The 15,445-nt window shown below is 34.9% G+C and carries 15 protein-coding genes and 1 riboswitch; of the genes, 6 read left to right on the top strand and 9 right to left on the bottom strand.

Annotated elements, in window-relative coordinates:
* Positions 1 to 56 precede the first annotated feature (56 nt).
* The 4 genes from MJQ71_RS13860 to MJQ71_RS13845 all read right to left on the bottom strand — a co-directional run bounded on the left by MJQ71_RS13860 (position 57) and on the right by MJQ71_RS13845 (position 4,865).
* Positions 57 to 1,502, bottom strand: coding sequence for a complex I subunit 4 family protein (locus tag MJQ71_RS13860; protein WP_238807224.1), 1,446 nt, complete (start codon positions 1,500 to 1,502; stop codon positions 57 to 59).
* A gap of 64 nt (positions 1,503 to 1,566) precedes the next feature.
* A complete protein-coding gene (nuoL, locus tag MJQ71_RS13855) occupies positions 1,567 to 3,510 on the bottom strand; it encodes an NADH-quinone oxidoreductase subunit L (protein ID WP_238807223.1) in 1,944 nt (647 codons plus the stop codon).
* A gap of 89 nt (positions 3,511 to 3,599) precedes the next feature.
* Positions 3,600 to 3,929 carry an NADH-quinone oxidoreductase subunit NuoK gene (gene nuoK / locus MJQ71_RS13850; protein ID WP_238807222.1) on the bottom strand — a complete coding sequence of 110 codons (330 nt, stop codon included), beginning with the start codon at positions 3,927 to 3,929 and terminating at the stop codon, positions 3,600 to 3,602.
* 120 nt (positions 3,930 to 4,049) lie between these two features.
* On the bottom strand, positions 4,050 to 4,865 hold the full coding sequence (locus MJQ71_RS13845; protein ID WP_238807221.1) for a 3'-5' exonuclease: 816 nt from the start codon (positions 4,863 to 4,865) through the stop codon (positions 4,050 to 4,052).
* Between the two features lie 171 nt (positions 4,866 to 5,036).
* On the opposite strand from MJQ71_RS13845, the gene MJQ71_RS13840 reads away from it, so the two are divergent.
* Positions 5,037 to 5,831: a hypothetical protein gene (locus MJQ71_RS13840; RefSeq protein ID WP_238807220.1), complete on the top strand. Its 795-nt coding sequence runs from the start codon at positions 5,037 to 5,039 to the stop codon at positions 5,829 to 5,831.
* A gap of 19 nt (positions 5,832 to 5,850) precedes the next feature.
* Here the strand turns inward: MJQ71_RS13840 and MJQ71_RS13835 are convergent, their stop codons facing one another.
* The 3 genes from MJQ71_RS13835 to MJQ71_RS13825 form a co-directional block, all read right to left on the bottom strand.
* Positions 5,851 to 6,795, bottom strand: a complete 945-nt coding sequence (locus tag MJQ71_RS13835) for an N-acetylornithine carbamoyltransferase (RefSeq protein WP_238807219.1) — start codon at positions 6,793 to 6,795, stop codon at positions 5,851 to 5,853.
* Positions 6,796 to 6,885: 90 nt separating this feature from the next.
* Positions 6,886 to 7,815: a carbohydrate kinase family protein gene (locus tag MJQ71_RS13830; protein ID WP_238807218.1), complete on the bottom strand. Its 930-nt coding sequence runs from the start codon at positions 7,813 to 7,815 to the stop codon at positions 6,886 to 6,888.
* A 110-nt stretch (positions 7,816 to 7,925) separates the two neighbouring features.
* Positions 7,926 to 9,266, bottom strand: a complete 1,341-nt coding sequence (locus tag MJQ71_RS13825; RefSeq protein WP_238807217.1) for an APC family permease — start codon at positions 9,264 to 9,266, stop codon at positions 7,926 to 7,928.
* A 475-nt stretch (positions 9,267 to 9,741) separates the two neighbouring features.
* On the opposite strand from MJQ71_RS13825, the gene MJQ71_RS13820 reads away from it, so the two are divergent.
* Positions 9,742 to 10,494 carry a DeoR/GlpR family DNA-binding transcription regulator gene (locus MJQ71_RS13820; RefSeq protein ID WP_238807216.1) on the top strand — a complete coding sequence of 251 codons (753 nt, stop codon included), beginning with the start codon at positions 9,742 to 9,744 and terminating at the stop codon, positions 10,492 to 10,494.
* Between the two features lie 55 nt (positions 10,495 to 10,549).
* On the opposite strand, the gene MJQ71_RS13815 is transcribed toward MJQ71_RS13820, so the two are convergent.
* Positions 10,550 to 12,766, bottom strand: coding sequence for a TonB-dependent receptor (locus MJQ71_RS13815; RefSeq protein WP_238807215.1), 2,217 nt, complete (start codon positions 12,764 to 12,766; stop codon positions 10,550 to 10,552).
* Between the two features lie 136 nt (positions 12,767 to 12,902).
* Positions 12,903 to 13,000: riboswitch (TPP riboswitch) on the bottom strand.
* 151 nt (positions 13,001 to 13,151) lie between these two features.
* Here MJQ71_RS13815 and MJQ71_RS13810 point away from each other — a divergent pair.
* Genes MJQ71_RS13810 through MJQ71_RS13795 form a run of 4 tightly spaced genes read left to right on the top strand, consistent with a single transcriptional unit; the run spans position 13,152 to position 14,873 of the window.
* The gene (locus tag MJQ71_RS13810) at positions 13,152 to 13,448 is read left to right on the top strand and encodes a hypothetical protein (RefSeq protein ID WP_238807214.1); all 297 of its coding nucleotides are present in this window, start codon (positions 13,152 to 13,154) and stop codon (positions 13,446 to 13,448) included.
* A gap of 27 nt (positions 13,449 to 13,475) precedes the next feature.
* A complete protein-coding gene (locus MJQ71_RS13805; protein WP_238807213.1) occupies positions 13,476 to 13,922 on the top strand; it encodes a guanyl-specific ribonuclease in 447 nt (148 codons plus the stop codon).
* A gap of 13 nt (positions 13,923 to 13,935) precedes the next feature.
* Positions 13,936 to 14,358, top strand: coding sequence for a barstar family protein (locus MJQ71_RS13800; protein WP_238807212.1), 423 nt, complete (start codon positions 13,936 to 13,938; stop codon positions 14,356 to 14,358).
* 14 nt (positions 14,359 to 14,372) lie between these two features.
* Complete coding sequence (locus MJQ71_RS13795; RefSeq protein WP_238807211.1) at positions 14,373 to 14,873, top strand: GNAT family N-acetyltransferase; 501 nt, start codon at positions 14,373 to 14,375, stop codon at positions 14,871 to 14,873.
* A 45-nt stretch (positions 14,874 to 14,918) separates the two neighbouring features.
* Here the strand turns inward: MJQ71_RS13795 and MJQ71_RS13790 are convergent, their stop codons facing one another.
* Positions 14,919 to 15,443, bottom strand: coding sequence for a DUF2911 domain-containing protein (locus MJQ71_RS13790; RefSeq protein WP_238807210.1), 525 nt, complete (start codon positions 15,441 to 15,443; stop codon positions 14,919 to 14,921).
* Positions 15,444 to 15,445: the final 2 nt, after the last annotated feature.

The following is a 15,445-nucleotide window of genomic DNA, read 5'->3' as shown; positions in this document are numbered from 1 at the left end:
GATAACCCCCAGTCCCAAAAGGGAAGTGAAAAATAGAATTGTATAATATTTATCAATTACTTAATCATTTGTAAAATACTATTTACAGCAGGTTCGGTAATTTTTAAGAATATATTTGGAAAAAATCCCATGAGCAACACCATAGCTGCAATTGGGAACAAAACTGCAATTTCGCTACCGCTTACATCTTTAAATTTGGCGGTAACTTCGTTGCTCTCACCAAACATTGAGCGTTGCATTAAGCGAAGCATATAAACTGCACCTAAAATGATTGTTAATCCTGCAATTGCACCTATCCAAGCATTTTTATCGTAAACACTTTTCAAAAGTAAAAATTCGCCAACAAAACCATTGGTTAGTGGAAGTGCAACGCTACCGAGCATAATAATCATAAAATAAATACTCAAGGCTGGTGTCTTCTGTGTAATACCACCTAAAGCACTTAAATCTCTAGTATTAGTACGGTCGTAAATGATTTTCACGATAAAAAATAACCCAACTGCGTTAATACCGTGAGCAACCATTTGCAATAATGCTCCTTGAATACCGTTTAACGTACCCGAAAGTACACCCGCTGCCATCAAACCCATGTGAGCAAATGATGAATAGGCAATGAGACGTTTGATATTATTTTGTTGAATGGCGATTATTGAACCATAAATTAAACCAGCTACTGATAAAATCATTCCAATTAAACCCCAATTAGCAACGCCAATAGGTGCAAGTGGCAACATAATGCGAATTAAGCCATAAACGCCCATCTTTGAAAGTAAGCCTGAAAGCAACATTGTTGCAGGAGTCGGCGATTCAGAATAAGCGTCAGGTTGCCAAGTATGAAATGGCAAAACAGGCATTTTGATGGCAAATGCAATGAAAAACGCCCAAAATAAAAGACCTTGATTGGTAGGTGAAATCATTTTGGCGGTTGTGTATAATTGTTGGATGTCGGCTGTTGCACCTTTAATGTATAAATACACAAGAGCAACGAGCATGAATAAACTTCCAAAAATAGTATAAACAAACATTTTAAATGTAATACGTGGAGCATCTTTTCCTCCCCAAATTGCTGCGATGAAATATACAGGGATCAACGCTGCTTCAAAGAAGAAATAGAATAGAAAAATATCTCTCGCCATAAACACACCCATCAAAGCTGTTTCAGCAAAAAGGATAAGTGCATAAAATGAAGCGTGGTTTTTGTAAGAATGCTTATAAGTTGAAAGAATAATCAACGGAACTAAAAAAGCGGTAAGAGTAACCATTAAAAGACTGATACCATCAATAGAAAGGTGAAAGTTAATGTTTAAATCTTTCATCCAACTATATTTTACTTCAATAGGACTTTGAGCATTAAAAGTTGCAAAGGCATAAATTGCTATTACAAATGTTGCTAAAGAGGTTACAATAGCTACATTTTTAGATGTGCCGATGTTACTTCCTTTCAATAATAGTAGCAAAAGGCTACCAATTAAGGGAATAAGTATGAGTGTTAGTGCCAACATTCGATATTAATTTTATTTTTATTACCTAATCGTAATGACTTTAAAAATTATGATACAAAAAGCATTATTTAATACCAATAAATACTTTGATTGTTTCTAAAACTTGATAACCAAGATTTATACCCAAAATTACGGCGATACCGATTACCATTGCAAATAAATAGTATCCTGTATTTCCTGCTTGTAATTTTCTAGTAATACCACTAAATGTATTGATAAATCGACCTACGCCATTAACAACGCCATCAAAACCTTTTGGCTCAACAACATTTGCGAAGATATTGGATAAACGCTTAACAGGATTTACAAAAGTTGCCCAGTAAGCTTCATCGACATAATATTTATTATAAATAGTTTTTTGCAAGCCCGTAATTTCAGCATCTTCAGCAGGGATGTTTTTACTGTTACCATATTTTACATACGCATACACAATAGAAACCACAGCGGCTGCTACCGAAATACCCATGAGCATCCATTCTGTAGAATGGTCAATTGGAGTTGCTCCAAATTCAGGATTTACTGCTTTTGAGCCAACATATATTGGATTCAAGAAATCGGCAAGTAAGTGAGGAAAGTGGAAAATTTCAGGCATTCCGATGAAACCACCTACGATTGACAAAACTGCCAATACCATTAACGGAAGTGTCATGCTAAAAGGAGATTCGTGTAAATGGTGTTCTTGTTCGTATGTTCCTCTAAATTTACCTGTGAAAGTTAAAAAATACAAACGGAACATATAAAAAGCAGTCATCATCGAACCTAACACTGCCAATGCCCACATTAATTTATTATGCTCATAAACATGTGCTAAAAGTTCATCTTTCGAGAAAAAACCAGCAAAAGGAGGAATACCAGAAATGGCAATCGTTCCAATCAAAAACGTAATAGCCGTAATCTTGATTTTACTACCTAGACCACCCATGCGTCGGATGTCTTGTTCTCCGCCCATTGCATGAATAACGCTACCAGCCCCTAAAAATAATAAAGCCTTAAAAAATGCGTGAGTAACCACGTGGAAAAACCCTGAGGTATATGCCATTACGCCCATAGCCATGAACATATAACCTAGCTGGCTTACTGTTGAATAAGCCAACACTTTTTTAATGTCATTTTGGAAAATGCCGATTGTAGCTGCAAATAAGGCAGTTGCTAAACCAATCCAACCAACAAATTCAAGTGTTTGAGGTGCGAGTGTATAAAGAATATTTGAGCGAACAATCATGTAAAGACCCGAAGTCACCATTGTAGCTGCGTGAATCAAAGCTGAAACAGGTGTTGGGCCAGCCATCGCATCTGGTAACCAAGTGTATAGTGGAATTTGTGCCGATTTACCCATTGCACCAATAAACAAAAAGGCCGTAATTGCTATAATGATTGCATCACCAACTGAAAGGCTTTTTGCTTTTTCAAAAACCTCAGCATATTCAACAGAACCAAATTGATTGATTATCAAGAAGATTCCAATCAAAAAGCCTAAATCACCAACACGGTTCATGATGAAAGCCTTACGTGCAGCATTGCCGTATTCAAAGTTTTTATTCCAAAAACCAATCAATAAATATGAACAAAGACCAACGCCTTCCCAACCAATAAACATCACAACGTAGTTTGAACCCATTACGAGTAACAACATTGAGAATAAGAAAAGATTAAGGAACGCGAAAAATTTACCAAAGCTCTCATCTTCATGCATATATCCCATCGAATATACATGAATGAGAGTACCAACGCCAGTCACCACAAAAAGCATTAATATTGATAACTGGTCAATTTGAAAAGAAAAATTGATATTTAAGCTTCCAACGGTAATCCAATCAAATATATTAACAATGATTGGCTGGCTTGTTTCCGAAAATTGTTGATAAGCCATAAATGCTCCAACAAATGAAAGTAGAGCAGCTCCTGTGCTAATCCAACCGGCCAAGCCTTTGGAAATTTTACGAAAACCAAGCCCATTGATTAAAAAACCGATGAGTGGAAATAATGGTATAAGTTTTATTAATAACATATCGAACAAATTATATTTTTCTAATGAATAACTATTTGATGGCATTAAAAGAGATAATACTTGATCTCTTTTAAATTATCCATTAAAAATTACCATTTCAATTTATCTAAAAGACCAACGTCAATTGAGCGAATATTTCGGTAAATCATTACTATAATAGCCAAACCGACGGCAACTTCCGCAGCGGCCACTGCCATAATGAAGAACACAAAAACTTGTCCAGCAGGGTCTGAGCGGTAAGCCGAGAATGCAACGAGAAGAAGGTTTACTGCATTGAGCATAAGCTCGACGGACATAAAAATAATAATGGCATTTCGGCGGATAAGTACGCCAACGATGCCAATAATGAACAAAATACTCGCTAATAGAACGTAATTTATCAGAGGTATTTGAAAAATGTCAGGTATTTGGCTTTGCATTTCAGTAATCAATTAACAGTTAACTTTAATTTTAGTTAAGCTAATGAAAGATGGTGTTCAAAAAATATTTTCGCAAAAATAAACAATATTCGTTTTCGATTGTGCTTTTTCTGAAAATTGTTATTTGTCGAGCATCATTTTTAACTTTATTTCGGTCAGTTTACGTTTGGTGTCCAACGGAAAGTCTCCATTTATCATCCAATCATAATATTGAGGTTCGTTCTTTAAGATTTGTTTAACGGGTTTTCCGTTATGTTTACCAAAGTTAAACACAACTTCGCCTTTATTGTTTAAAGTCATTCGTTGAGCAAAATCAACAATATTCGCAGAAGTTAATAAATGCAACACATCCATGTCATTTTTAACAGGTTCGTATTCTTCGCCTTTATCATTTTTTAGTTTTACGCCTTCATATTTTTCAACTTGTGAACAAAGTACTTCTAAAGTTGCCAATGTATCAACTTCGGCACTGTGAGCATTTTCAAGGGTTTTATTACAGAAAAATTTATAGGCAGCCGAAAGCGTGCGAGGTTCCATCAAATGGAAAATTCTTTGGGCGTCAATTAATTTGCGGTTTTTTGTGTCAAAATCAATGTCAACTCTCAAAAATTCTTCTACCAACATCGGCACGTCAAAGCGATTACTATTGAAACCTGCTAAATCACAACCTTCAATAAACTGTGCAAGAGCTTTACCTATTTGTCTAAAAGTAGGAGCATCTTTTACATCTTCATCGTAAATTCCATGAATAAGACTTGTTTCAAGTGGAATAGGAATACCAGGATTTATAAGTTTGGTTTTTACTTCAACAGTACCATCAAGTTTTGCTTTCGCAATACATAATTCTACTATCTTATCTTTAGCTACATTTACACCCGTCGTTTCGAGGTCGATTACTGCTAAGGGTTTACGTAGTTTGAGCGAATGAGTGAGCATTGGGTTTGTTTTTAATTCAATGTGCAAAGTTATAAATTAAAACAGAATATTATCCGAATTCAAAGGATTTGATTAATGCTTTAATGGTATATTTTGAGCTTTATGTTTGGCCAATCTAAAGTTTTCTTATATTTGATTGTTCATTCTTTAACGCTAAAACTAAGAACAATAATGAAAAATATTTCGATTTGGGCTAGTAAAAACTCAAAAAAAGCAATTGGACTGATAATTTTAATCGAATTATTGAAAGCAATATTTGGAATAATCATTGGTAATGAATTATTGCCAGTTTTATCAATTCCGATGATAGAATTAGTGGTTTTATTGATTGTTTTTTTCGTAAGTTATTGGCAGATTAATGATGAATATCAAGTACTCGAACTCAACAAAAACAACCGTTATTCTTTTCGTGTTTTCAAGACAGCAACCGTTTTTTTATGTACTTTTTTGTTGTCAATATTAGTCGGGAATTATTTCAAAAGAGTAGATTATAGGATTGATAGTCAATGGAATAGCTACGCTGGAGTTACTACAAAAAAAGATAGTGTCAATGTTGCTGAATCATTAAGTTTCTTTGAAAAAGTTATTCAACAAAAACATAATTTTGAGACAAACACACAAAAACTTTCAAACAAAATTTCGAAAACTCAAACTAACGATACAGGTAAACGAGTTGGTTATGTATTGCTTTTTATGTTGAGCCTGATATTGACTTATTTTGGAGCAGTTTTGTCGTGTTCTTTGGCTTGCAGTAGTTACGGATTTTTTGCGATTTTGGCATTTTTGCTTACGCTTGGCATTTTATCAGGAGGTTTTTATTTCTTGATAAAGTCTTTTAGAAAAACCATCAAAACCTCAAAGGAAATGACTCACGAAGAAAAGAAAAAAGAGCGAAAGAAATTCTTTACTATTTGGGGAGTTGTTACCGCAATTATTGCATTGCTAATAGTTATTGCAAATGCTTAGAAAGAAACAAATATTGGCATCATAACGATGCCAATATTTGCTTTAAAACTGCTTGAGCTGACCACTCACGATTAGCTGCTTGTTGTATTACAACCGACTGATTATCAAGTACTTCATCAGTTACTTTTAGGTTTCTTCGCACAGGTAAACAGTGCATGAAAAGACCGTTGTTTGTCAAATCCATTTTTTCTTTAGTAATCATCCATGATGGGTCTTGTGAAAGAACTTGACCATATTGGGTATATGACGACCAGTTTTTTCCATAAACGAAATCAGCTCCTTTGAGGGCTTCGTTTTGGTCATAAATAACTTTGGCGTTTCCGACTACGTTTGGTGCAAGGTCATACTCTTCAGGATGTGTAATGACAAATTCGTAATCAGTCATGTTTATCCATTCGGCAAAAGAATTAGCAACTGCTTGCGGTAAAGGTTTGAAATGTGGCAACCAAGTAAGTACGATTTTTGGGCGGGCTGTTTTCTTAAATTCTTCGATAGTTATCAAATCGGCCAAAGATTGACAAGGATGCCGAGTGGCAGATTCTAAATTGACAATTGGCACGCCAGCATATTGACGAAATTTTTCCATTACTATCTCTTTATAATCAGCTTCACGGTCTTTCAAACCAGCAAATGCACGCACAGCAATAATATCACAGTAACTTCCAATAACGGCAGCGGCTTCTTTTACATGTTCGGCTTTATCGCCGTTCATAATGACACCATCTTCCATTTCCAACTGCCAACTATCTTGTCCAACGTTCATCATTAAGACATTCATACCTAAATTTTCAGCCGCTTTTTGGGTGCTCAAACGAGTGCGAAGGCTTTGATTGAAAAAAAGTAAACCAATAGTTTTATTCTTTCCAAGTGCTTGGTCAGCGAAACGATTTGCTTTTTGTTTGATACCTTCTTGTACTAATTCTTGCACATTATTGACATCGTGCAAAGAGATAAAATTTTTCATTTTTCTTTGGATTTTCTAAAAACGCACAGCTTTTGAGTATATCATTGATTTTCTAACTCGCTGGTCATCAACTAACTATATTTACTAAAATCATTCATACAAAATTGCTCGACTAACTTTTGATGGTAAAGGCCCCAATGTTGTAAGTTTTAAAACCGCAATATTTACACCTGCTTTTGCACAAGTTTCGATGTCTTTTCCTTCTAAAAAAGCTGTCAAGAAACCCGACCAATAGGAATCTCCCGCTCCAGTGGCATCAACAACATCTATTTTACGAGCTGCCATTTCAAATTTCTTATTGCCGTTTTCGTACGAGATAATACTTCCTCGACCACCCAATGTAAAACACACCACCGAAGCTCCCATTCGATGCAAATCCGCAATGGCTTCTTCTGGTTCAACAACTCTACCGTATAATCGTTCGGCATCATCTTCGCTCATTTTTGTCAAAGCTCCATTTTTTATGTACGCTTCTATTACTTGCATGGCTTCTTCTCTATTTGACCAAATGGTAGGGGCATAATTCAAGTCGATGCTCAATTGACAACCTAATTGAGTAGCTCTTTCGGCTGCTTCAACAATTGTTTTTTGGGCAGGATTTTGACTTAAAGCAAAGCAAGTGGTATGAAAAATAGCACTTTGACTCAATAACTCATCCGAAATATGCTTTGGACGAATCATGCGGTCGGCAGTTCGATAAGCTATAAAATCGGGTGTTCCTTTTGAACGAGCCACCACCACAATGCTTGATGGTTCTTGTTTATCAACCGCAATGTGGCTAATATCAACGCCAGTTTCACGGACTTTCTCTACTAAATATTTTCCTAAATTATCATCTCCTACACATGAAACAATGGCTGTATGATTACCTAAACGAGCCATATTTGCTGCTAAATTTGAGGGGCTTCCCCCTTGAAAACGTTGAAATCTTTCTGAAGTCGAAAGGTCTTCAGTAATTTCCATTCCAATAAAATCAGCTAGTAATTCACCAACTGCCAAAAGTGCATATTTTTGTGTCATAGGTTAAAGTTTTTGCAAATATTAAAGTATTTAGTAAGGAATTAAAAAAATACTTCACCAATTTTATGATATGCTCAAAAAATTGGGTTTCAAAGTTAAAAAAACTTGTTTTATAGATTGATTTTCTTCGTCATCAAAAATAGCGGATAACTCAAAGCCAAGAAAATAAGAGCATACATACTACTATTAATATCTTGGTAAACTGCTCCAATGAGAAATAAAAACGAAATGATAATTAGTATAAATGGAATGTAAGGATAACCTATTACTTTGTAGGGACGAGGTAAATTTGGCTCTTTTTTACGAAGCATAATGACCGAGGCAAAACCTGCGGCATAGGTCATAACAAAAAAGAAAACAGCGATATCGGAAAGGCGTTCGCAGGTATCTTTTCCACTAATAATTAATAGTATTGAGCAAATTCCTGTCAAAGGCATGGCAACGGCGGGAGTTCCTCCTGTATTTACTTTTTGTGCTAATTTGAAGAACAGACCATCTTTGCTCATCGAATAAATTACTCTTGGAGCAAACATGATTTGTGCGTTGAGCATACCAAGAATCGAAATCATAAGGAAGAAAGTGACAATTTTGCCCGATTTTTCACCAAAAATCAAACGAATCGCATCGGCAGCAGCTAATTTTGAATTTGCCAAAACCTCAATCGGCATGATATAAAGAATGGCCAAATTAACTAAAAGATAAATCGCAATTACAACCAAAACTCCGCTAATCATTGATTTTGGTAGATTTTTGGCTGGGTCGGTATTTTCTTCAGTAAAATAAGCAGCCGTATGCCACCCATCGAATGTATAAAAAACTTGCTGTAAAGCAATAATTAGCCCTGTAAGTAAAGCTGGCTGAGCAACTCGCTGCGTTGTGGCTACCAATGCTTGAGTTTTGACATCGCCCCCATAAATGAAACACATAAAAACAAAAGCAAAAAGACCAATTGCTTTCAGAAATGACATGATTTCTTGAGATTTTCCCGCTGATTTTGTTCCAAGCCAGTGAAAAGCCATTAAAAGCATCAATATACCAATGGCCATCCAACGAATGATTGGTTCGGTATTCGGCCAGACTAAAGCAATATATTCACTCATTGTATATGCCCCAAAACCCAACGCTGCCACAGTTCCGAGCCAGCTTGTAAGACCCGTAACGAAACCAACGTAATCGCCAAAAGCTCGCCGGGCATACACATACCATGCTCCCGCTCGCGGTACAGAAACACCAAGTTCGATTGTACAAAGCACTCCTAAAAACGCATATAAACTCACCAAAATCCATACTAACATAATGAGAGAAGCATCGCCAAGATTGGCTGCGATTGGGCCAGGTTTCCGTAAAATGCCCGTTCCAATTGTTCCGCCAACAGTTACGGCTATTCCAAAGCCAACACCAAGTAGTTTAAGAAGCTTGTTTGACTCTTCCTTCTGGATATTTTGATTCATTTACAAAAAGTTTTTCGTTAGTTTTGAGACGAAGATATGAATTTTAAGTAGAATCTAAAACGAAGAATTGTAATTTTGGTAGAAGATAGCTCTCAGAATTTAAAAGAAAATGTTTTAAATGAATGAAAACAGTAGTATTCTTGGAAAGACAAAAAAAATGGTCAGTTTGATAACTGACCACCCTATCCATTTTCAACTCTATTAAGCTTCAAACAAAATGTTTTAACTTAGATTATGAAACAAAACTACGACAATATATTTTTAGGTAAGTGATTCAAAAAAATAGGTTAGTAACAAAAGTCAATTTAGATTTCTTTGTTGGTTGCTAGAGCTACTAACAACCACCCAAAGATACTTATATTTCATCATAGGTTATCAATTCTAAAAGAACACTGCAAATATATGCAAAGTTTTTTGATATTGTCAAGAAATACTTGCATTATTTTGCAATATTTGTACAAAATTTTGCAACAATATGCTGAAAGAAGAAAGACAACGCTTAATACTTGACAAACTCAATACCGACAAGAAGATAAATTTTGTGGAATTGGGTAAATTTCTGGATGTTTCTTACGATAGTATTCGCCGTGATATTATTGAGCTAGAAGACAAAGGGTTTCTCAAAAAAGTACATGGAGGAGCCGTTGCCAATTCTTATTTGTCGGTTTTGGGTACTAAAAAAAATGGGTCGAGTAGTAGTGAAGAATTGGCTATTTTATCAAAAAAAGCCCAAAAACTCTTTGAAAATCGTCAAACTATCATCATGGATGGCGGAACGACCAATTTTTTTATGGCCGAACAATTGCCTAAAACCTTAGAAGCAACCATCGTTACGAATAGCTCTCCTTTGGCAATGGCTTTGAACGAACATCCGAAAATTGACGTAATTTTACTCGGAGGAACATACTTCAAACGTTATCAGATTACGCTTGGAAGTGAGGTGTCCAGACAACTAGAACACATCAATGCTGATTACTATTTCATGGGAGTAAATGGTGTTCATCTCCAAAAAGGAATGAGCATTAGGCATTATGAAGAGTCTTTAATCAAACAAAAAATGATGCAAGCAGCAAAAAAAACGGTTTGTTGTGTGATTGAAGAAAAAATAAACGTGCAAGAAGCTCACAGAGTTTGCAATTTTCAGCAAATTGATTTGATGATTACGAATCTCAAACCAACGGATAATGCTTTGAAAGATTTTCAGAAACAAGGGGTAGAAATTATCTAAATTTTTTTAATAGAGAGGCGTTATGACTAAAAGCCATAACGCCTCTCTATTTTATTTAAAGTCTAACTTTTACCGCTAACAAAAAATTTGTTCCTGCTTGAGGGTAATAAAAATTTTCGGTTGTTACCTGTTTGTCATAAATGTAACTGTAAGTATAACCGTTCGACTCGTACAAATGATTGAATAGATTATTGACTAAAAGACTAAAAGTTAACTCTTTCACAATCTTTGGTTTTATTGAAAAACTCGCTCGTAAATCATTCACAAAAAAAGCATTCAAACTACGATTATCGTCAGAAGTATTATCCATAAATTGCTTACTTACATATTTTGAAAGCCAAGCAAATTCAAGATTTTTGGTTGGCGAAAATGAAATTTGTCCACCCGAAATCAAATTTGGTGAAAATGAAATATCGGTTTTTGAAAACTTATTGATTTTATCAGCATCGCCATCATAATTTACGACTGTTTCAGTAAAGTTTTTGATTTTATTTTGACTAAAAGTCGTGTTTGCTGATAATTGCCATTTTGGGGCAAATTTCCAACTCGCCGATAACTCCAAACCTGCACGATAACTTTTAGGAACATTTACCCTAATTGCCTCTCCGACGCCGTTTACTTGTCCAGTCAAAATCAATTGATTTTTATAGTTCATGTAGTAAAAATTGGCGTCAAAGCTAAAGGTTTGTCCTGCTAAACGATAACCGAACTCCAAATCTTGTAAATTTTCTGCAAGTGGAGATTTAGGTGCATTGTCAATAAAATCTTGGCGACTTGGTTCTTTGTTACCAACCGCATAAGAAGCATAAATTGAAGACGATTTGTCAAGTTGATAGTTTACGCCAAATTTCGGATTAAAGAATTGATAATCAGTTTTTTGTGTAATATCTTGACGTTTATCTGCTGTACCTTTTATATCATAAGAAACCGTTCTGTATTGCAAATCTGCAAAGAAATTTAAGGCATCATTTACTTGATAATAAGCTTTGCTGAAAATATTAAAATCAGTTTTCAACGCATTGCTTTCGTACCAACGATAACGAATATTAGCAGTTGATGTATTTTTTGCCCAAATGATTTCTCCAAAATGATTTCCGTCGTATTTATTCCAAGCACCGCCAATATTTGCTGTAAATTTCTTTCCAGAATGATAATCAAACGAGTAAGTAATCCCATAAAAATCGTTATCCAACCATTTTCTACGAACTAAATCAGTTTTTTTGATAGTTTCAGTTCCAATCACAACATTGGGTAAGCCATAGTTGGCAAACTTATCTTGTTCTTTAAACTGCTCATAAAATCCACGACCTTTTGTGTAGTGAAGCGTTGGATTGAACGTCCATTTTTGATTGATTTTAAACGAAGAAATTAACTGATAATGGTCTTGCTGATAATCATCCACCTGATTGTCGTAAGTGTAAGGATTAAAAGTTCGATTGGTTGTTAATAAACTTTCAGGAACACCTTCCCAAGCTTGGTAGGTTTTTTCTTTGCCTGAAAAAGCATTGAATCGCACAAAATTATCTTTTCCATAATATCCCGCTGAAACATAAAAAGATTTTAAATCAGACGAAGCTCGGTCAATATAGCCATCTGAACTCAATTTTGATAAACGGGCATCAACCACAAAATGATTATTCAATAAACCTGTACTAGCTAATACATTGGTTTTCAGTGTGTTGAATGAGCCAACCGTAAAATTAGTTTCACCATAAGCATCTTGCTGATAGCTCAAAGTGTTGATGTTAATACTCGCTCCGAAAGCTCCCGCTCCATTTGTTGATGTCCCTACGCCTCTCTGTACTTGAATACTTTGGGCTGAAGAAGCAAAATCAGGCATATTTACCCAATAAGTCCCCTGCGATTCTGAATCATTGTAAGGCACACCATTGAGCGTAACATTGATACGTGTCGGGTCTGTACCTCGAATACGGATTCCTGTATAACCCACGCCCGCTCCTGCATCAGAACTAACGACTACCGAAGGTAACTGATTCAATAAAAAAGGCATGTCTTGACCTAAATTTAGCTTTTTTAAGTCTTTTTGATAAACATTCGTAAAAGCCATTCCCATTTTTTGATTCGCCCTTGTTGAGCTAACAACAACCTCATTTAACTCCCTAATTTTTGTGGAATCTTGTGCTTGAACAGAAAATAAGAAGCTGTTTACTGTAATCAATAAACAGTAAGAAATTCGTAACAAAACCTTTTTAGAAAAGTTAAGTAAGAAAGAAAAAATGGATAACTGAATAATTGTTGTTAATTTTTTCATTGTTTTGAAAAGTTTTAACAACAGGAAAAAGGAGTAAAATCCTGTCGGACGGAGTTCCGTCGAACGGCGAACCGCTTTTGGTTAGACAAAATTTTAATTGCATATTTTGAATAGTTAATCGGAAGAAAATACATTCCAGAAAAACTATTCTCTCTCCCTTCGACAGCATTACCTGTATCAGGTTCGATGGGTATAATCTCAGCCCGTTATATTAAGGCACCCCTTTTGAGATAAGTTTTGCAAAGTAAACGTTTTTTTTAGAAAACTTGTTTATATTAGTGAATAAATTTAGTAAGAAGCTCAGTAGTGTTATGTTTAAGTAGCTGATTGTTAGCTGATTATAGTTTAATTAATTGTGTTTTACTGATAAAATCAATAGAAAGATATGAGCCAATTTATGGTAGAGTTTGAATTGCCAAATCCATTTCCAGAAAAATTAATTATAAAAATACCGAGCCAAAGAATGATTGTAAATCAACTTTTGGAAGATGGGAAAATTCAGTCTTATGCTCTTTCAATGGAGCGTGATAGACTTTGGTGTGTAGTAAATGCCGATGATGAATTGGAGGTTTTGCGTATTATTGGAGAGTTTCCACTGATTGATTTTATGCAACCCAAAATCACCGAATTGATGTTTAATAATGCTATCGTGATGAAAGTTCCAGCTTTTTCTTTGAATTGATTTTAGAAAAATTTATCCAAATACCTTGTGAAGCCATTTTTAAAAAACAGTTTTTTCCTATTTTTATTCATAAGCCAAGCGTTTTTGACTTGCCGACAAGCACCTAAAAACGAAACATATAAATCTCCAGAAACGATACAAAATGCTGTAAAATCTGATGTTTCTGAGGAAAAAACTAAAAAGAAAGACTACAAAAACGAAAGTAAAGTACCACAAAAAGTACTTGAAACACTAAAATATGTGCGTGAAAATGGAGTTGCACCGAACGGTTACGTTGGCGGGAGAAAATTTGGTAATTACGAAGGCCTATTGCCTAAAAAAGAAGCCAATGGTCGCAAAATAAATTACCAAGAATGGGATGTTAATCCTAAAATAGCAGGTAAAAACAGAGGAGCAGAACGCCTAATTACTAGCTCAGATGGCAAAGCATATTTTACTAAAAATCACTACAAAAGCTTTATAGAAATACCTTAATAATTTTTTCTTTATGCCAAACTTCTTCATTACCAATAATTTAGAATTGATTAAAAGCTATCACGTAGCAGAAGTTGATGGACAAAAAGCCCATACTTTACGTGGTTTCTACGAAGAAATTGCTAAAGTCTTAAACTTTCCAGAATATTTTGGCTTTAACCTTGATTCACTCGACGAAATGCTCAATGATTTGTCTTGGTTGAAACAAGAAAAAATAGCTGTTTATATAACTCACTCTGAAAATTTTGTTGAAAAAGAACGAAATCCTGATAAATTACCTACACTTCTTGATTTATTGGATGCTACTTGCGAAGATTGGAAATGGATTGATGAGGACGATGATTTCCCTAAAAAAGAATTAATAATTGCTTTTTCGCCGAGCGAAAGAATAATTAAATTGCTTGATAGTCAGGAGATTAGCTATGAAATAAAGTAGATAATAATTAAACGATGAGTAAAAATTACACTTTACGTCACTGGAAAATAGGTGACGAAAAAACACTTGCTGAAAATGCCAATAATTACAAAATTTGGAAGAATTTAAAAGATATTTTTCCGCATCCTTACACTCTTACGGATGCTTATGAATGGATAAAAATAGCGGCAACATTTCCTGCAACTTTTGCCATTGAAGTAAAAGGAAAAGCCATTGGCGGAATCGGAATTTTATTGAAAGATGATATTTATCGAAAAAATGCCGAAATCGGGTATTGGATTGGAGAAGATTATTGGGGACAAGGAATCGTTTCGTCGGCAATTAATGAAGTTGTCGATTTTACGTTTAGTTATTACGATGTTTTTCGGATTTATGCTGGAGTTTTTGAGTATAATCTTGCTTCAATGCGAGTTTTGGAAAAAGCAGAATTTCAACGAGAAGCAATCTTGAAAAAGTCTCTTTTCAAAGAAAATGAACTTTTTGATGAACATATTTTTGTGAAATTTAGGGAATAAAAAAAGGTCTCCAAGTTACTTGGAGACCTTTTACGTAAGTATTTTTCACAAACTAATTGGAACTTTTACTTCGGTATTTTCCCAACGTAAAATCATGTCTGTTCCTGTGGTTGTAGCAGCAAATTCAAGTTTGAATTGCTCAACTGTTTCAGCTATTTTTCCAGCTTGAACATCAACTCGTAAAACGTCTTTTTTTTCATCGTAGTTTGTTCCCCACTGACCAGTTTCACTATTTAAAATAATTGTCCATTTATCAACATTTGGAATTGTCCAAAGGGTATATTTTCCTGCTTTTAAGGTTTTATCCGCAATTTTAATGTCTTGTTTTGCATCAAAAATAGTTGCTTCATTTGCACCTGTACGCCAAACGGCACCATAAGGAACAAGTTTTCCGAAAATCTCACGGTCTTTTTTGAAAGGTCGGCAATAATCGACTTGAACAGAAAGACCATTTTGGTCAAATTTAGCGGTTTCGGCTGGACTCTTGCTTTTGGTAAAAGTTTTAAATCCAAAGAAAGCGATTACTAAAACTGCAACTGTAATAAGTGAAATTTTTACGTATTTGTTCATAT

The sequence above is a fragment of the Emticicia aquatica genome, assembly GCF_923079645.1.
Lineage (GTDB): Bacteria > Bacteroidota > Bacteroidia > Cytophagales > Spirosomataceae > Emticicia > Emticicia aquatica.
The sequence above is the reverse complement of the archived record's forward strand: the minus strand, read 5'-3'. Positions and strand labels throughout refer to the sequence as shown.